The sequence below is a fragment of the Mucilaginibacter ginsenosidivorax genome (genome assembly GCF_007971525.1).
Lineage (GTDB): Bacteria > Bacteroidota > Bacteroidia > Sphingobacteriales > Sphingobacteriaceae > Mucilaginibacter > Mucilaginibacter ginsenosidivorax.
Genome location: NZ_CP042437.1, coordinates 2903621 through 2921832, shown reverse-complemented (window position 1 = coordinate 2921832; position 18212 = coordinate 2903621). Strand labels below are relative to the sequence as shown.

The window sequence follows — 18212 nt, the reverse complement described above, 5'->3', positions numbered from 1 at the left end:
CACGCCCCTCGAACCACGCAACCCGCAACCGAACTACCGGATTACCTCGCTAATGGTTTTGCCTATACAGCCATCGGGGGCTTGTATGTGTAATAGTGATGCTACGGTAGGGGCAATATCCGTCATGTGGGTTTGGCGTGTAGTATTGCCATGGTTAATGCCCCAGCCCATAAATACCAGTGGTATATGAGTGTCATAAGGCGCCCAGGTGCCATGGGTTGTTCCGGTTGCTCCGTGGCCCGAGTAATAACCTGGTTTTAACACAATTTGTATTACCCCACTATGTTCTGTGTTATAACCGTTTACAATGCGGCTGCGCAAATCAACCGGGATTGTTGCATCGTTTGCGTTTTGCATATCAACGGCAAATTGTACAGCCGGTTGTTTTTGCAGATAGCTTATACAGTCAAGCCTTATGGCAGCTTCGCTGATGCCTGCTTTTTTTATGGCGGCATTGTTAAGGTTAACCTGGTAATTATCCATGCTGATAACAAGGTTTTGAACTTTGTATTTATCGTTTAATACTGTATTCATTTCTTTCTGTGCGGCTGCATCGTCCCAGGTTCCGGCAGGTACGTTGTGGTCTTTCAGGAATGTGGCGTTATGGGCAGCGCCATGGTCGGCTGTTAAAAATACCGAGTAGCTGCCTTTACCCAATGTGCCATCTAAATAAGCAAAAAAGGCAGCCAGGTCATGATCAAGCCTCAGGTAAGTGTCCTCTATCTCTACAGAGTTAGGGCCAAACTGGTGCCCAATGTAATCTGTTGATGAAAGGCTTACCGCTAAAAAGTCGGTAACTGTGTTTTTGCCTAATTGTTCATTTTCTATAGCTGCTTTGGCCATATCAAGCGTCATCGAATTGCCGTAAGGGGTAGATCGGATCATGCCTAAATGGCCGTTGTACAATGCCGATGTATTAACCGGCATGGTTGGCGCACTGGTGCCGGCAAATTTGCCCTCGTATTTGCCGCTGTTATCAGGGGCGCTTTGCAGGTAGGTGGCTATTGGGTAAAGGGTATTCCAATCCTGTTTAAGGTATTTTTCGGCAATTTTTTGGCTGTTAAAATTTTTAACCCAGGCAGGTAAATCGGTCATGTAGTAGGTGCTGCTTATCCAGTTGCCGCTGGCGTCATCAAACCAGTAGGCGGCATTGGCGGTGTGCCCGGCGGGCAAAATTCCACCACGATCTTTTAGGGCGATGCCGATAACTTTTGAGCGGAAATTGGTAGCCAGCCTAAGCTCGTCGGTAACGGTGGTTACCAGTAAATTGCGTGGCGACATTTGCCCTGCCTTTGACGTGCTGCCAACGGCGGTTACCGTGCTGTCGTCTGTGCAATACATCGATTTTCCGGTAGCCTGCACAATAAAATCATTGCCCGCGATGCCATGAATGGCAGGCACCGACCCGGTGTAAATGCAGGTATGGCCTGCGGCGGTTACTGTGGGGATATAATCAATATTGGTATTCTCGCAGGTAAAGCCTTCGCCCAACATTCGCTTAAAGCCGCCATCTTCGTAACGGTCAAAATAGCGGTACAGGTAGTCCCAACGCATTTGATCAACTACAAGACCTATAACCAGTTTGGGGCGTGGCAGGCCGGTAGGCATGGGCATAGAGCGTTCGCGGTGGTAGGTAATTTCGCTATCGCTGTTCCTCCTTGCGGTATGTTTATGTTTTTTTTTGTGAGATTGTGCCGATGCCGAAAGAGAGGCAGTGGCTAAAATTAAAAGCAACAGATATTTAAGCTTCATTTTTTTTGTTTTGGATCGCCAAATATCAACAATGAAATTAAAAAGCCATATGAAGTTTATGTTAAGTATGGGTTTTGTTACAAAATTAGAGTCAAGAATTAAGAGTCAAGAATCAAGACAGAAGTTTTACTTTGTGCGCACATCATGAGCAGGACATCTTAAAGTCTCCCTTCCGGGGGCGATTATTAGCATTTAGTTTTTTTACATTGAAGGAGCTAATGGGGGCTTCGCCGTTTAGAGGGGGGCTCAAATGCTATTTAACAAACTATGCTGGCTTGCGGTATGCAAATCGCGCCAGGTTTGGCTTATTTCGGTATCGGGGTTGGCAGCTTGCAGGCCGCAGTAGGGGTATAGCTTGTCGACACTCTCGCGTGCTGTTTTGGCCAGTTTGCGGCTGGTGGCGCTTACCTCGGTCAAATACCCGGCTGGGCCGGTTAAACCACTCTGCCAGGAAGCATCAACGGCCCGGTAAAATTCGGCCCGGGTGTTATTAAGCTTGGCGGTAAGTTCATCCAGCAGTTGTTTTGTGGCATCGCGATAGGTGCCTGGCTGGCGTTTGCCTAATTGTTTTTCATCAAATAAGGGCCCGCAGAGGTCAAGAAAGTGCACAGCCATGCCCGATATATTTGCCGCCAGCGTAGCTTCGGCTAATTGTAAAAAGGGGTATTTGTACAAAGGTTCGTTGATTACTGCATATGCCGGATCGATCTTAAAACACCTGTTTGCTTTAACAAACAGGTTGCTTACCTGGTAGGCATCGCTGCCGGTGGCCATCATGCCAATGTATTTCCAGGCGGGGAAAATTTCCACGTCTTTTTTATCAAAAATAAAAGGTAATATCAGTTCGTTTCCGTCGGCATCTAAAACAGGTTCGTCGCCATTTTTGATAATGCAGTTGGCTGTTATGTGGGTGGCATGGTGTGCGCCGCTGGCATATTTCCAGGTGCCGTTAATAATGTAGCCGCCATCTGTAATAGTTGCCGTACCTGTTGATGCGCCGCTGCCTGCCAGGCATAGTGCCGGATTGTTCAATAATTCCGGGGCGACATCTGCCGATAAAAAACCGCCGAACCAGCCCGCACCACTGCAAAGGGTAACCACCCAGCCCAAGCTGCCGTTGGCCCAGGCCAGGCTTTCTTCCAAGCGCACCATATCCGGCAAAGGCAGCTGTAAACCCGAATAGGCTTTCGGCACCAGAAATTTAAACCAGCCCTGCTCGTAAACCAGTTTCAATTGATCAGGGTGAAGCATGGCCAGTTTTTCGGCCTCTGCGCCAGTATCCCGGATTGTTTTTACCCATTCGGGCTTTAGTAAGTATGATGGATGGGGCATGGGGTAGATTTTAGATGTGCAGATTTCAAATTTCAGATGTGCAGATGATAGATTTTGGTCATGATAAAAAAGGCTGATAATGAACCTGTTTAAAAAGTAAACGGAATCCAGCTAACAACCTTATCCCTCGTTCAATTTCCTGTCTTAACTCTTGATTCTTGACTCTTGACTCTCGCAGCCCAGTCAAAGTATCCAAAAATAGCTACAACAAATAAAAAGATGGTGAGCAGCGCAAACATGGGCAGGTGTTTGTAAAACAGGATGGGTACGGCAAACAGGTTTGATATGTTTAAAAAAATCCAGTTCTCTATTTTTCGGCGGGCCAGCAGCCACATGCCTGCCCAGGCGGTCGACGATATCAGCGCGTCCCAAACAGGTACGTTTGATGGGGTGAAGTATTTGGCAGGCAGGTTTTTAAGCAGTACATAAAAAAATATCCAGCCAATAACAGATATGGCAATGCTTATACCCCATTCGTTTTTGGTGCTCCATGAAATTTCTACAGGCGGCTCGTTGCGCCGTTTAACCCAGTACCACCAGCCGTAAACGCTCATGATCACATAATAACCATTCAGTATCGATTCGGCATAAAGCCCAACATTCAATAACAGGTAAATAGCAATTGCGGTGCCCAAAATACCGGCCGGATAAAGCCAGATATTGTTTTTTCGCGCCAGCAAAACCTCGGCAACACCCAGGGCAACGGCAAGCCATTGTACCCAGGTGGTTTCTTTTATCTGATCAATAAAAAGCTTTATTAAATCATGCATAAACGCGGTTTTTAATTAATGTAAAAGCCCCCTCTAAATCTCCCCCGGTAGGGGAGACTTTTGGCTTCAGTAATGACTGAATCCAACATATAATAGCTACCTAAACACACTATCCGGCCAGAAGCCCCCTCTAAATCTCCCCCGGTAGGGGAGACTTTTGTTTCCGTACTGACTGAACCCAACGTATAACATCTACCCAAACACAATATCCGCCCAGATTCGTGAAATTCGCTCAAATTCGTGACCATTCGTGTGTATCAATTCGTGACCATTCCTGTCAGAAATTCAAACTAAGCATCGCCATAAAATTGCGCGGTGCCTGCGGAAAATAGTAATTATAGTTTACCATGTTGCCGCCTTCAATATCCGGGTACGTAGCACCGTTAGCCTCGTACTTTTTGCTGAAAACATTATTTACCTGCAAGCCCAAACCAATGTTTTTAACCTGGCTGATGCTGAAGTTATAACGCAGCCTTACATCGCTGGTAAAATAGCTTTTAAGGTAACGGTTGGCCGCGTATGGGTTGCTTTGGTTATCCGGCGCTATATTAAAACCTGCCGGGTTTTGGTTCATGGTATTATCCAAATACTGTTTGCCCACATATTTGCTGATAAAAGCGATCTCGCCGCCTTTAACCGGGCTATAGCTGATGATGCTGGCCCCGGTAAGCGATGGCGAATAAGCAATGGTTGTTTTTTTAAACGATTCTTCAACTAAAGTGCCGTCATCGTAATTAGAGAAAAACTGGTGATAGTTTTTGATCTTGTTGGCACTCCAGGTGGCGGTTATACCCCAGTTAAGCTGGCTGGTTATGCGTACTTTACCATCCAGCTCCACGCCGGTACGATAGCTATCGGGCACATTGGTGCGTATGGCGCCGCCCACATCATTAAGTGCCCCGGTTAATATCAGCTGGTTTTTATACAGCATATAAAAGCCATTAATGCCGCCGCTAAAAATTTTGCCAACAGTACGGTAACCTGCTTCAAAATCCTTCAGGTTTTCGGCTTTTGGCCTGGCCTGCGGGGTGGAGTTTACGTAATCGTCGCGGTTTGGCTCGTGGTTGCCTACCGCAAATGATGCGTATACATTGTTTTGCTCATTAAGCTGGTAAGTAATACCCACTTTGGGGTTAAAAAAGTTAAGCTCGATGCTTTGCTGCGCGTTCTGCTGGTTTTTGTCGATACCGTAAAAATTGTAGTAAAGGTGGCGGTATTGCGCATCGGCATAAAGTAATACCTTGTTTAAATGCCACTCGGCACGGTAAAAAATATTGAAGTCGTTCTTTTTGGCATTATCACGATAGTACTCATAGTTGGGGCCAATACCGGCGCTTTCTTTGGTGTAAATAATATTGCCGTAATGCGCGCCTTTGTATTCATTATAAGCACCACCCAGGGTCATGTTCAGGTTACTTTGGGGCTGATATTTTAATGCGTAGGTAACGCCATAAAATTCATTATCAAGCCAAAGCCTGCGCACCAGGTCGGTAGTTTTGATTGTATCCATACCCATAATAACCGGGGTTAAGCCATAATTGGCCACGGCATCCTGGCGGCGGTATTCCTCGTAATAACCCTTGCCCTTGGTATAATGTAGTGCACCGCTAAAAGATAGCTTACTGCTTATCTTTTGGTCGTACAGTAACTGATAGTGGTTTTGCAGGTAATCATCTACCTGGTCTTTATAAAAATTACCGGCATCGTCCATCAGGCCAAGCTCGTTATAAGTGCGGTTATCCTTGCGGGTATTATCGCCAATAACATAGTCGGCAATACCGTTCCAGGCCTGGTATGTACGCTCGTGGCCCGATATTACGTTGGCCCTGATGGTGCTGTTTTTGCCATACCATGCAGCACTCAAATAAAGCGATTTTAAATCGGACGTAGCCCTGTCAATATAGCCATTGGAGTGGATGCGCGATAAACGGCCATCTAAACTGAAATGCCCATCCAATAAGCCGGTACCGGCATTAACGGTGTTTTTGATAGAGCCGTAGGAGCCGGCCGATGTGTTGATTTCGGCATAAGCGGTATCACGGCGTGTGGTAGTCTGGATATTGATGCTGCCGCCAAACGCGCCCGCACCGTTGGTTGATGTACCCACACCGCGCTGCACCTGTATGTTATCTACAGACGAGGCCAGGTCGGGCAGGTCGATAAAGTACGATCCCTGGCTTTCGGCATCGTTCAGCGGGATACCGTTAATGGTAACGTTTACCCGGGTATTATCAGAGCCACGAATGCGGATACCGGTGTAACCAATGCCCGCGCCGGCATCGGATGTGGTAACTACCGATGGGGTGAGGCTTAACAGGTAGGGCAAATCCTGCCCGAAGTTGTTTTTTGCTAAATCTTTTTTGCTGAGGTTGGTAAATGCTGTTGGCGAGTTTTTAACCGCGCGGGTAGCGCTGATGGTCACTTCCTCGGCAGCAAGGGTGCCGTTAACGAGTGCCAGGTTGATAACCTGGTTTGCAGCCAATACTATGTTTTTGCTGATGGTTTGATAACCAATAAAACTGGCATTTAGCGTGTAGCTTCCTGGCTTAAGATTAGTAAAGCCATATTTGCCGGTTGCATCGGCAACTACGCTGGCAGCAGGGTTATTAATGGTGATGGTTGCACCGGGCAGTGCTTCGCCCGATTGGTTGGTTACTTTTCCGGATATGGAAAGTTGGGCCGATGCCAAAACAGGCAACAGCAGGGCCATGATAGCCGCGAATACATTTTTCAAAATTTTTAAACTAAAAATTAGTTAAACCATCTGCTCACCAGGGTACAATGGCAGTACACTTAACTTGTTACCTCTCCCTACGCCGGCATTACCCGGATCAGGTGCGAGTGCCCCCCCGCGCCCCTGAAGGGGGAGTAAATACACCTAAAGTTTTTGCTTTAAGTTTTATCACTCCCCCTTTAGGGGGCTGGGGGGCTCTCTGGGTTTGATCTCAGCCTGTCTTTCAGTTTGGTTAAAAACGCTCTGCAGTTCGTTTTTGGTTACACCAAAGCAAGGCACCCCTTGAGAATTATGGGGCAAAGATAGTTTTTTAGTCGGAAAGTCAAAAAAGTCGGGAAGACGGAAAGTCCCGCTTTCATTTCTGATTTTTAAAATGTTATTTGTAAATTTGGATAAAGACCATTGCTATGTTAACCGATATAGAAATAAAAGAAAAGCTGATAGCCACAATAAGCAATACCGATAACATGGAATTGCTAAGGGAGTTATTGATGATTACAGAAATGGAAGATGAAATTAGCGGCGTTTATCAATTAAGCCCGGAGGAAATAATTGCAGTAAATGAAGGTATTGAGCAAATTGAGAAAGGAATGTTTGTAACTAACGAAGAGGCGAATAAACTTATTGATAAATGTTTAGGGAGATAGTATGGTCCCAGAGAGCTATTAAAGAATGGATTAAAATTTTAGAATATTGGAACGAAAGAAATAAATCCTATGCTTACAGTTTGAAACTTGATCATCTGGTTAAAGCAAGCTTTGCCATTGTTGCCAACTCCCCTGAGATTGGCAAGGCAACAGACTCTCCGTCAATAAGGATAAAAGTTATTCTTGATTACCTATTCTATTACCGAATTACACCAGGACACATAGAAATTCTAAGTGTTTGGGACAGTCGCCGAAATCCTAAAAAATTCAAATTATAAGTACCAATCCCACTGTATTTTCCACCTTTCTCCTTTTACCTTTCTCCTTTCACCTCAAAAACGTACTTTTGCAAACTTTTATAAATATTGTTATGCTAAGAACTCATACCTGCGGTGAATTAAATATCAGCAACTTAGGCCAATCAGTTACATTGTGCGGCTGGGTACAAAAATCGCGCGATTTGGGCGGTACCACATTTATTGATGTGCGCGACCGTTATGGTTTAACCCAACTTGTTTTTAATACAGATACTGATGCCCTGCTGCGCGAGAAAAGCCGCGAGCTTGGCCGTGAGTTTGTGATACAGGTTACCGGCAAGGTGCTGGAGCGCTCAAACAAAAACACAAAAATACCAACCGGCGAAATTGAAATTGCTGTTGCTGGTATAGAGATATTGAACTCGGCTAAAATTCCGCCGTTCCTGATAGAAGACGAAACTGATGGTGGCGAAGAACTGCGCGCCAAGTATCGTTACCTTGATTTGCGCCGTGCGCCTGTTCGTAATAATTTAATCCTGCGTCACAAAATGGCTCAGGAAATACGCCGCTATTTAAGCGATATTGATTTTCTGGAGGTAGAAACCCCGGTACTGATTAAATCGACCCCGGAAGGCGCGCGCGATTTTGTGGTGCCAAGCCGCATGAACCCGGGCGAGTTTTACGCTTTGCCGCAATCGCCGCAAACATTTAAGCAATTGCTGATGGTAAGCGGGTTCGACCGTTACTTCCAGATTGTGAAATGTTTCAGGGATGAAGACCTGCGTGCCGACCGCCAGCCAGAGTTTACCCAGATTGACTGCGAGCTATCGTTTATTACCCAGGAGGATATCCTGAATATTTTTGAAGGCCTTACCCGCCACCTGTTTACTACCGTTAAAGGTATCGACCTGGGCGATTTTCCGCGTATGCAATATGCCGACGCGATGCGCCTTTATGGTTCTGATAAACCTGACGTAAGGTTTGGGATGGAGTTTGTAGAGCTGAATGATATTGTAAAAGGAAAAGGTTTTGGCGTATTTGATAATGCCGAACTGGTTGTGGGCATCAACGCCAAAGGCTGTGCAAGCTATACCCGCAAGCAATTGGATGAAATTACCGAATGGTTAAAACGCCCGCAAATTGGCGTTGCCGGCATGATATATTGCCGCTATAACGAAGATGGTACTTTAAAATCATCGGTTGATAAATTTTACAGCGAAGATGAGCTGAACAACTGGGCAGCGGCATTTGAAGCCGAACGCGGCGATTTAATGCTGGTATTGGCCGGCAATGCCGATAAAGTACGCAAACAACTGAACGAATTGCGCCTTGAAATGGGTAGCCGTTTAGGCCTGCGCGATAAAAATAAATTTGCGCCGCTTTGGGTGCTTGATTTTCCGCTGCTGGAGTGGGACGAGGAAACCGGGCGTTACCATGCCATGCACCACCCCTTCACTTCGCCAAAACCAGAGGATATCGCCTTGCTGGATACCGATCCGGGAGCTGTGCGAGCCAATGCTTATGACCTGGTTATTAATGGTACCGAGGTTGGCGGTGGATCTATCAGGATCCATGACCGCGCCATGCAATCATTAATGTTTAAGCACCTGGGCTTTTCGTCCGAAGAAGCTCAAAAGCAATTTGGCTTTTTGATGGATGCCTTTGAATATGGCGCCCCACCACATGGTGGTTTAGCGCTTGGGTTTGACAGGCTGGTATCTATTTTTGCCGGGTTAGATTCTATCCGTGATGTTATCGCGTTCCCTAAAAATAATTCGGGCCGCGATGTGATGATCGATTCGCCATCAACCATTGCCGATACACAGCTTAAAGAGCTTAATATTAAAACAACAGTATAAGTTTTTTATTGTAGCATTTATGGTAGCTATGCCGTATAGGCACTAAACTGATCTGATTAAAAATGAAAAAAATTCTACTGTTACTCTTATTGCCAATGGCGATGCTGTCATCATCATGCCTCAAATCAAATAATAATGTGGTGCCTTTTGACGCTGCTAAACAGGCTGCTACCGATGAGACAACCATCCAGGCTTACCTGGCTGCACATACCGAAATACATGCGGTAAAGGATACAACAGGTGTTTATTACCAGATAATTACACAGGGTACCGGTGCTACCCCGGCCTTAACAAGTACAATATCTGCCGCTTATACCGGTAAATTAACCAATGGAACTATTTTTGATTCAAGCACAAACCTGGTGTATAAACTCAATGGCCTGATACCAGCGTGGCAAATTGCATTGCCATACCTTAAAACAGGCGGGCAAATGCTGATAATTACCCCATCGCGCTACGCCTATGGCAATGCGCAGGCCGGTATTATTCCCGCAAATTCAGTATTGATATTTTCTGTCAATTTAACTGCGGTAGCCAATTAGCACTACAGTTTTTACGGGGGATGAGTAAAAAAATATCCCTGCCTGCCGGCTTAAATTGATTTGGATTGTATATTTACACCCGTGTATTTTGCCGAAATGGAAATACCTGCCTAAATACGTTTTCACAATTTGCAACGTTTAGTGTCTTTAACCCTATTAATGTTAACTGATCTGTATGAAAATGAAAAAACTTTTACTTTTAATTCTATTTCCTTTAGCCCTCTATTCGCTGTCGTCATGTACAAAAGTTAGCGACCCGACAATAACAACAGCAATACAGCAGGCTGCCGACGACGATGCAGCAATTAAAGCTTATTTAACCGTTCACCCCGAAATTACCAATGTTAAGGATACTTTAGGATGTTACTACCAGGTAGTTTCTACTGGCGCAGGGGCATATCCTACGGCTACAACCACTATCAAAGGAACTTATACCGGGTCGTTGCTTGGCGGAACTGCATTTGCCACAAATGCCTCTATTAGCGCCCCGTTGAGCAGTTTGATTTATGGATGGCAGATAGTTTTACCTCACGTACCTATAGGATCGAAAATTATTATGCTGATACCATCCATTTACGGGTATGGTACCTCGGGCTCAGGAGCAATTCCTGCAAACGCGGTATTGAGGTTTGATGTAGACCTTTCGCCTCCGGGCGCTTAAATTTTTTAATTTACCTTAAGCTTAGGCCCGGGATATTATTCCGGGCTTTTTTGTTGCTATATTTCTGTAGTTTTAGCTGTTCGATTAATGTCTGATAGATGAACAAACTACTTTTATTATTTGCCGCGGTTATTGGCATCTCGTCATGCAAAACCGCACCGCAGGTTGATGCTGTTAAACAAGCCCGTATTGATGATTCGCTTATCCGGGTTTATCTTTCCAATAACCCGGTTGTAAAGGCCGTAAAGATTCGTCGGGACTGTACTACCAGGTTGTTAAACCGGGTACGGGCGCCGCAGCAACCATCAATTCTACGGTTACGGTAAATTATAGGGGCAAACTGCTTAACGGGCCACCATTTGATTCGGCAAATGGTTACTCTTCACCATTAGCCGCCTTGGTAAGGGGGTGGCAAATAGGTGTACCACATATAAAAGCGGGTGGTAATATTGTACTGTTTGTGCCATCGGCTTTGGGCTATGGCGGCGCATCGTTAGGGCCTATCCCGCCAAATTCGGTGCTTATTTTTGATATTGATTTGACTGGGGTAAAGTAACCGGCCTATACCAGCCTTACAATAATTTTGAATTGAAAAGGCATCAGCTTCAAATTCAAACCGGTACATTAAATTATCCGGCGTTTTGTTCTTATATTAACGGTTCAAAACTTGCGCCCATGAAATTACGCATCGCTCCCCTTTTTTTGGTGTTTGCAACACAGGTATTTGCCCAGCAAAGCCAGGTGAGTACTAAAGCCGATGCCCTTAAAGACCAGGTAATAGCCTGGCGCCGCGATTTTCATGAACACCCCGAATTGGGTAACCACGAAGTGCGTACTTCGGCAATTATTGCCAAACATTTGCAGTCGTTGGGTATCCAGGTGCAAACGGGCGTAGCTACAACCGGCGTTGTGGGCATTTTAAAAGGCGGCAAGCCTGGCCCGGTAGTTGCCTTAAGGGCAGATATGGATGGTTTGCCGGTTGTTGAGCGCACCGATGTTCCTTTTGCATCAAAGGTAAAAACCACCTATAACGGCCAGGAGGTTGGCGTAATGCATGCTTGCGGACATGATTCGCACATGGCTATTTTGATGGGTGTGGCCCAGGTGCTTTCGGGCATGAAAAACGAGTTGCACGGAACTGTTAAATTTATTTTTCAGCCTGCCGAAGAAGGGGTAGAGCCCGGCCAAAAAGGCGGTGCCGAAGAAATGGTGAAGGAAGGTGTACTTGAAAATCCTAAAGTTGATGTAGTATTTGGCCTGCACATTAATTCGCAAACCGAGGTTGGTAAAATAACCTATCGCCCGGGCGGTACAATGGCAGGCGTTAACGATATGCAGATTATCGTAAAAGGGCGGTCGGCACATGGAGCTTATCCATGGTCGAGCGTTGACCCGATTGTGGTTTCGGCCGAGATCATCAATAACCTGCAAACTATAGTAAGCCGTAATATAAACATAACCGAAAACCCGGCAGTGGTAACCATTGGCTCCATCAAAGGCGGTAACCGGTCGAACATTATTCCCGAAAGCGTTGAAATGCTGGGTACTTTGCGTTCATTTACTGCGGCCGATGAAAAGATGCTTGTTGAACGGGTAAAGCAGATAGCAACAAAAACGGCTGAAGCGCAAGGCGCTACTGCCGAGGTGAAGATTCCGTATAGCAGCCATTACCCGGTTACTTATAACGATCCGGCGCTTACACAGCAAATGCTGCCCAGCCTGCAAAAAACAGCCGGTGCCGATAATGTGATGTTAAAGCCGCCTGTTACCGGTGCCGAAGATTTTAGCTTTTACCAGGAAAAAGTACCTGGCATGTTCATTTTTTTAGGTGGCATGCCTAAAGGTGCCGATCCGCTAAAAGCACCATCGCACCATACGCCCGATTTTTATATCGACGAAAGTGGCTTTAGCCTGGGTGTAAAAGCATTGTGCAATTTAACGCTGGATTATATGAATGCTAAAGGAAAATAGATATGAGGTGCTATTTAAAAAGATATTATCTTTAAATAGATGATTGATGCTTAACTTTATAAGCCCAAAAAGCGCATGGCCAGTAATTTTAACAGTATAAAATGAGGAAAAGCATATTAACAATGGTGTACACAAGCTTGTTATTAATTTTAATAACAAGCCAAAAAACCATTGCTGCCGATATGGCCGCCGAAGATACCGTAAAGAAAATTAACCCCGAGGTTTTGCAAACCATTAATACGGTATTAAAGGCATCTTATACTTTTGATATTGATAAAGTTACCGATGTTTACGCCCCCAACGCCGTGGTTACCGACGAGCAGCAGCCTTATTCATGGAACGGGCAGCTGGCCGGTGTACAGTGGGTAAACTCGGTACAAAAGGCGGTGAGCGATTTTAAAATCCGAGATTTTACCGTAAACATAAAAAAGATAAAAATTTTTCAGCAAACCGAAGAGGTAGCCTACCTGATTGTACCCGTTGAATACACCGGCACCGTTAACGGCGACCCGTTTAACGAAGAAGGTGCGTTTTCCTTTGTGTTTCGGTACGTAAGCGGAAAATGGCTCATTAAAAGCCAGGCCTGGGTACCCAAAAACGGCTTGTAACAACTTATATGCCTAAACACTTATGACACCCGGATTGATATTGTACAAACGTTTTAATGATGCCGCGCTGGCCAATGCTCTGGTTGATGTGCTTGAAGAAGGAGATATTGAATATGATATGGAGGAAAGTACCCCGTCATTTGATCCCGGTTTCAGGAGTAATGACCTTACTGTTGAGTATTCAATAAAAATAAACCCAGGAGATTTTGAGCGTGCAAACCAGCTGTTGAATGATAAAGAGCAGGAAAACGTAAACCATGTGGATAAGGACCATTATTTATTTGACTTTACCGATGCCGAGCTGACAGACGTGCTGGCAAAAGCCGACGAATGGAGTCCATTCGATTACCAACTGGCTCGCAAAATATTGATTGACCGCGGAGTTGCTATAAGCGAAAATGTATTATCCGATTTGAAAAGTGACCGCCTGGAAGAGTTAAGGAAACCCGAGAAGCCCCAGAATGCATGGATAATTTTTGGTTATATAATTTCATTTGCCGGTGGTGTATTTGGCATATTTATAGGATGGCATTTATCACATTACAAAAAAACGCTCCCCGATGGTGAACAGGTTTACGGCTACGATGAAAACGACCGCAAGCAGGGAGAAAGGATTTATTACTTATCGATAGCCGTTTTTGTGCTTGCCATAATTTACCGCATAGCACCGGCTTTTACCGGAAATTAAATTACCCTTGGCCAACCTCCTTTTCATCTGCAGCAAAAACCAATGGCGCAGCCCAACGGCCGAGTTGTTGTTTAAAAATCATCCGGAACATACCGCCCACTCGGCAGGTACCAGCGCCACGGCCCGTATCCGGGTAACCCAAAAAATGATTGACCGGGCCGATGTTATATTTGTAATGGAGCGCAGGCATAAACAGCTGCTAAGCCAACGCCTGGACGTAAGCGGCAAGCAGGTAAAAGTGCTGGATATTGAAGATAACTATCAATTTAACGATCCCGAACTGATTGAAATATTAAGGACTGTTTTAAGCGGATACCTATAGCATCAATTACGAATTTTTTCCGTCTTGATTCTTGCCTCTTGATTCTATTTCGTAGCGAATTTTACCTTAACAGTAACCTGCTCGGGTTTTCCATTGCTGTTGCCTACCCAGGTTGGGCCGGCTTTTATCAGGTCAATAGCCTTTTGATCGGCAACCGCCGAAAGGCTTTTTTTGATCTTGAAATCGCTTAAAGAACCGTCCGTATTCACAGTAAATTGTACCGATACTGTGCCGGTGGCGTCACCATCGGCCACGATGGCATTTGCCTGCAGGTATTTTTTTAAGCCCGCCATTTCGCCCTGCGGATGTGCGGCTACCGGTTTTGATACTTTATCGGTGCCATAGCCAACTGTCGTAACCTCGGCAAGGGCTTCATTATCCGGGTTGAGTACTACCTTAAGGCTATCGCCACGTTTTACACTTACCTGTCTTGGCTGGTAACCTATGGATGCAATATCAAGCGTCTCTTTATTTTTGGTAACAGGCATAGTAAAGTAGCCATTTACATCGGTCACTGTACTCTTGTTGGTGCCCGAAATGCGTATAGCCGCCCCAACAACCGGCATGTTATCGCCTTTGCCTACTATAACACCATTTATACTGCTATAGCCAAACTGGGTTTTGGCATCTTTAGATGTAACTACCTGCAAACCGCCAACGTTGCCCATTAATTTTGATTCAATGGGAGTAGATGCTTTTTCACGGGCTTTTTTGGCAAGCAGCGCAAGGCTGTCTGCTTTCGCTTTGTTGTCGGTGTAGTTCATCACTACCATTTCGCTTACCGAGCTGTTTTCCTGCTTAGGCTCAACAGTAGGTTCGGCAACCTGGGGGACTTTTTTTAACACATCCCCGGCAGGGGCGGCAGTTTTATTATCGTTGGCGGAAATCTCCTGTTGATAAACCGATTTACCGGCAGTGTATTTCCGGGGAATAAACGGCCTGTCGGCACTGGTCAAAACGGGTTGTTTTGCCGCATTATTTGCCAGTAAGGTTTCCTGTGTGGTATGAGGCGGCGGCGTTGCCACAGTGTCTTTACTGACAACCTGTGTTTTATCTTTTTGTAACTCGGCAAGTTGCTTTGTTTGTTCCGGCGAGGTCCTTTTAATCCACAAGCCGCCAATGGTAAGCACAATAAGAACTGATGCCGCTATTGACCATACCTGCCATGATATTACACGACCTTTCTTTTGTTCGGTACGTTGTTGTAGTCTCGCGGTAAGGTCGGCAAGGTTGGCCTGCTGGTTTTTAGGGGCTTGTTCAAAACCCTCCAGTGCATCCATCAAAAAAGGATCGTCAAGGGCGTCGTGCTCCAGCCGGTGCATAGCTTTGGCATCAAGTTCCCCGTTAAGGTACTTTCTTACTTGCAATATGTCGGCCTTTTTAGTGTTCACTGCTCTTCTCCAGGCAAATTTTAAGGTTGCGTTTGCCGTTTTGTATATAACTTTTTACCTCGTTCAGGCTAAAACCTGTTACTTCGGCAATTTCTTTGTAGCACTTTTCTTGTAAATAAAACAAATCGATGCTTTGTTTTTGGGCACCGGCCAGTTTATCAATGCACTGCTCCAAAGCTTTATAGGCTTCTTCGCGGTTATTATCATCATGATGCAGTAATGGGGTAAATTCCATAACATCATCTAAATTAATTACATCCAGCTTTTTGCCGGCCCTTAACTGCATCAGGCAATAATTGCGGCCCAATACGTAAAGCCAGTTCCTGAATATGCTGATGTCGTGTTTTTTAACTTTATCTACCAGTTCTTCAAAAATGCCCATTACGGCATCTTTAGCGCCATCTTCATCTTTCAGGTATTTTAAACATACGCCGTAAACCAGGCCCATATAGCGTTCATATAGTTGTCCTAAAACCGCAACATCGCCGTTTTTACGGTAAATGTTAAGCAGTTCGTCATCCGTTGATGTGCTTGTTTTGCCTGGTTTAATAAAATTGGTCATTAAAAAGGTGCAAAATAAATTTTTTTAACGGTTTATGGAAATTATCCGCCGCCTGCATCCTTATTAAAAAATAACCAGGGATGAAAAAGTTAGTTTTAATTATTTTATTGTTTGCCGGTTTAACTGGGTTTAAGCCTAATAACAGCCACCGCATTAGCGGAACCGTATATGATGCCAAAGATAGTTTAGCAATACCGGGGGTATCGGTTTTGCTTAAGGGCTCAGGTTTTGGAACACAAACCGATGCCAAAGGCAACTATTCCATTATTGTACCCGATGACAACGCCGTACTTACCTTCAGCTTTATAGGTTACACCACGCAGGATGTAAAAGCAGGTAAAGGCAACACGTTGAAAGTTTACCTTCACGCAACGTCAAACCAGTTAAACGAGGTTGTTGTAACCGGTTATGGGATACAAAAACGGATGGCAGTTACCGGAAGTGTAAGTAGTATAGCTGCAAAATCATACAAGGCAAAAGGCTTAAGCGGCAAAGCATCTGGCCTTGTAACAATAGGAAATGCATCAGCCATTTACGGTTATTCGGCTAATGCTGATGTTTTGAAAAGCTACCAGCCTCCTGTGGTTACCGATGAAAGTTACAAAGGCATCGAAGAAAATGGTTTTAAAGCAGTGTCGGCCGAACCGCTCTCTACATTTTCGGTTGATGTAGATGCGGCTTCGTACAGCAATGTAAGGCGCTTTATCAATAGCGGCCAGTTACCACCTGCAGATGCTGTGAGGATTGAAGAAATGATAAACTATTTTAGCTACAACCTGCCGGGGCCAACAGATAACGGCCCCGTGGCCATCCATACCGAACTATCCGCAGCCCCATGGAATAGCAAACACCGCCTGCTGCGCATAGGCCTTAAAGCCAGAACAATACCAACCGAAAAACTGCCTGCATCAAACCTGGTATTTTTAATAGATGTATCGGGATCCATGAACGAGCCTAATAAATTGCCCCTGGTGCAATCGTCATTAAAAATGCTGGTTAACCAACTGCGGGCGCAAGATAAGGTTACCCTGGTTGTTTACGCCGGCGCGGCTGGCGTAGTGCTGCCTGCAACCGGCGGCGATAAAAAGGAAACCATTAACAATGCCATTGATAATTTAAGCGCGGGCGGCTCAACAGCCGGCGGACAAGGCATTAAGCTGGCTTACCAGATTGCTAAACAAAACTTTATGAAAAGCGGCAATAACCGGGTGATTTTAGCTACCGATGGCGATTTTAACGTAGGTGCATCAAGCGATGATGACATGCAAAAGCTGATTGAGCGCGAAAGGGAAAGCGGCATCTCGTTATCGGTTTTAGGTTTTGGCATGGGTAATTACAAGGATAGCAAGATGGAAACCCTGGCCGATAAAGGCAACGGGAACTATGCCTATATTGATAATATAACCGAAGCCCGCAAAACCCTGGTAAGCGAATTTGGCGGCACCTTATTTACCATTGCCAAAGATGTAAAACTACAGGTAGAGTTTAACCCCGCCAAAGTACAGGCCTACCGCCTGGTTGGTTACGAAAACCGGGTACTGGCCAAAGAGGATTTTAATGATGATAAAAAAGATGCCGGCGATATGGGCTCGGGCCATACGGTTACCGCTTTTTATGAGATAGTGCCTGCGGGGATAAAGGATGATTATTCGGTCAGTGTCGATCCGTTAAAATATCAGAAACCTAAACCTGTTGCCTATTCAAATTCATCTGATGAAATGATGACCATCAAATTCAGGTATAAGGAGCCAACATCCTTAAAAAGTAAATTGAGCCAGGTTACGGTTAAAGATGAGCCAATTAACCTGAAATCAACATCAACCGATTTTAGGTTTGCCGCCGCTGTTGCCGAAATTGGGATGCTACTGCGCGATTCGAAATTTAAACAAAACTCTGGTTATGATCAGGCTATTAAAATGGCCCGGGCCGCCAAGGGCGATGACACCGAAGGCTACCGCGCCGAATTTATTAAACTGGCCGAAAGCGCCAGGCTGTTAGGCAAAACAGAACTTGCTGCAAAAGAAGACAATAATGCAGACGAATAATAAAAATCACACCTATACCATATCAATCAAAAGCCCGGCATTTTTTTGCCGGGCTTTGTTATTAATTACAG

General features: G+C 45.2%; 18 protein-coding genes. 12 read left to right on the top strand and 6 right to left on the bottom strand.

All coding sequences use genetic code 11. The features are described 5' to 3' along the window. Positions 1 to 33 precede the first annotated feature (33 nt). The 4 genes from pafA to FSB76_RS12115 all read right to left on the bottom strand — a co-directional run bounded on the left by pafA (position 34) and on the right by FSB76_RS12115 (position 6588). Positions 34 to 1752, bottom strand: a complete 1719-nt coding sequence (gene pafA, locus FSB76_RS12130; RefSeq protein WP_147053831.1) for an alkaline phosphatase PafA — start codon at positions 1750 to 1752, stop codon at positions 34 to 36. Positions 1753 to 1998: 246 nt separating this feature from the next. Continuing rightward, the gene (locus FSB76_RS12125; RefSeq protein ID WP_147053830.1) at positions 1999 to 3084 is read right to left on the bottom strand and encodes an acyl-CoA dehydrogenase family protein; all 1086 of its coding nucleotides are present in this window, start codon (positions 3082 to 3084) and stop codon (positions 1999 to 2001) included. 131 nt (positions 3085 to 3215) lie between these two features. After that, a complete protein-coding gene (gene pnuC, locus FSB76_RS12120) occupies positions 3216 to 3854 on the bottom strand; it encodes a nicotinamide riboside transporter PnuC (protein WP_147053829.1) in 639 nt (212 codons plus the stop codon). A gap of 277 nt (positions 3855 to 4131) precedes the next feature. Continuing rightward, entirely contained in the window at positions 4132 to 6588 is a 2457-nt protein-coding gene (locus FSB76_RS12115) for a TonB-dependent receptor (RefSeq protein WP_317131372.1), read from the bottom strand. A 407-nt stretch (positions 6589 to 6995) separates the two neighbouring features. Here FSB76_RS12115 and FSB76_RS12110 point away from each other — a divergent pair, with 407 nt between their 5' ends. The 11 genes from FSB76_RS12110 to FSB76_RS12060 all read left to right on the top strand — a co-directional run bounded on the left by FSB76_RS12110 (position 6996) and on the right by FSB76_RS12060 (position 14143). Next, complete coding sequence (locus tag FSB76_RS12110; protein ID WP_147053828.1) at positions 6996 to 7235, top strand: hypothetical protein; 240 nt, start codon at positions 6996 to 6998, stop codon at positions 7233 to 7235. Further along, a complete protein-coding gene (locus FSB76_RS12105; RefSeq protein ID WP_147053827.1) occupies positions 7220 to 7513 on the top strand; it encodes a type II toxin-antitoxin system RelE/ParE family toxin in 294 nt (97 codons plus the stop codon). Before FSB76_RS12110 ends, FSB76_RS12105 begins: the two co-directional genes overlap by 16 nt. A gap of 92 nt (positions 7514 to 7605) precedes the next feature. Next, on the top strand, positions 7606 to 9351 hold the full coding sequence (aspS, locus tag FSB76_RS12100; protein ID WP_147053826.1) for an aspartate--tRNA ligase: 1746 nt from the start codon (positions 7606 to 7608) through the stop codon (positions 9349 to 9351). A gap of 62 nt (positions 9352 to 9413) precedes the next feature. Then, positions 9414 to 9893 (top strand): FKBP-type peptidyl-prolyl cis-trans isomerase, encoded by a 480-nt coding sequence (locus FSB76_RS12095; RefSeq protein ID WP_147053825.1) that lies wholly within the window; start codon positions 9414 to 9416, stop codon positions 9891 to 9893. Between the two features lie 181 nt (positions 9894 to 10074). Next, entirely contained in the window at positions 10075 to 10554 is a 480-nt protein-coding gene (locus tag FSB76_RS12090; protein WP_158642888.1) for an FKBP-type peptidyl-prolyl cis-trans isomerase, read from the top strand. Between the two features lie 98 nt (positions 10555 to 10652). Next, positions 10653 to 10880, top strand: coding sequence for a hypothetical protein (locus FSB76_RS12085; RefSeq protein ID WP_147053823.1), 228 nt, complete (start codon positions 10653 to 10655; stop codon positions 10878 to 10880). Continuing rightward, positions 10814 to 11110 carry an FKBP-type peptidyl-prolyl cis-trans isomerase gene (locus FSB76_RS12080; protein ID WP_147053822.1) on the top strand — a complete coding sequence of 99 codons (297 nt, stop codon included), beginning with the start codon at positions 10814 to 10816 and terminating at the stop codon, positions 11108 to 11110. The genes FSB76_RS12085 and FSB76_RS12080 overlap by 67 nt, the downstream gene beginning before the upstream one ends. A 119-nt stretch (positions 11111 to 11229) precedes the next feature. Next, positions 11230 to 12525, top strand: a complete 1296-nt coding sequence (locus FSB76_RS12075) for an amidohydrolase (protein WP_147053821.1) — start codon at positions 11230 to 11232, stop codon at positions 12523 to 12525. Between the two features lie 101 nt (positions 12526 to 12626). Next, complete coding sequence (locus tag FSB76_RS12070) at positions 12627 to 13133, top strand: nuclear transport factor 2 family protein (protein WP_147053820.1); 507 nt, start codon at positions 12627 to 12629, stop codon at positions 13131 to 13133. A 22-nt stretch (positions 13134 to 13155) separates the two neighbouring features. Next, positions 13156 to 13821: a hypothetical protein gene (locus tag FSB76_RS12065; protein ID WP_147053819.1), complete on the top strand. Its 666-nt coding sequence runs from the start codon at positions 13156 to 13158 to the stop codon at positions 13819 to 13821. 7 nt (positions 13822 to 13828) lie between these two features. Continuing rightward, a complete protein-coding gene (locus tag FSB76_RS12060) occupies positions 13829 to 14143 on the top strand; it encodes a low molecular weight protein tyrosine phosphatase family protein (protein WP_147053818.1) in 315 nt (104 codons plus the stop codon). A 44-nt stretch (positions 14144 to 14187) separates the two neighbouring features. Here FSB76_RS12060 and FSB76_RS12055 read toward each other — a convergent pair whose 3' ends face one another. Continuing rightward, on the bottom strand, positions 14188 to 15534 hold the full coding sequence (locus FSB76_RS12055; protein WP_147053817.1) for an energy transducer TonB: 1347 nt from the start codon (positions 15532 to 15534) through the stop codon (positions 14188 to 14190). Beyond that, positions 15524 to 16096: an RNA polymerase sigma factor gene (locus tag FSB76_RS12050; RefSeq protein ID WP_147053816.1), complete on the bottom strand. Its 573-nt coding sequence runs from the start codon at positions 16094 to 16096 to the stop codon at positions 15524 to 15526. The genes FSB76_RS12055 and FSB76_RS12050 overlap by 11 nt, the downstream gene beginning before the upstream one ends. Positions 16097 to 16176: 80 nt before the next feature. Between FSB76_RS12050 and FSB76_RS12045 the strand changes: the two genes are divergently transcribed. Then, positions 16177 to 18141 carry a vWA domain-containing protein gene (locus FSB76_RS12045; RefSeq protein ID WP_147053815.1) on the top strand — a complete coding sequence of 655 codons (1965 nt, stop codon included), beginning with the start codon at positions 16177 to 16179 and terminating at the stop codon, positions 18139 to 18141. Positions 18142 to 18212: the final 71 nt, after the last annotated feature.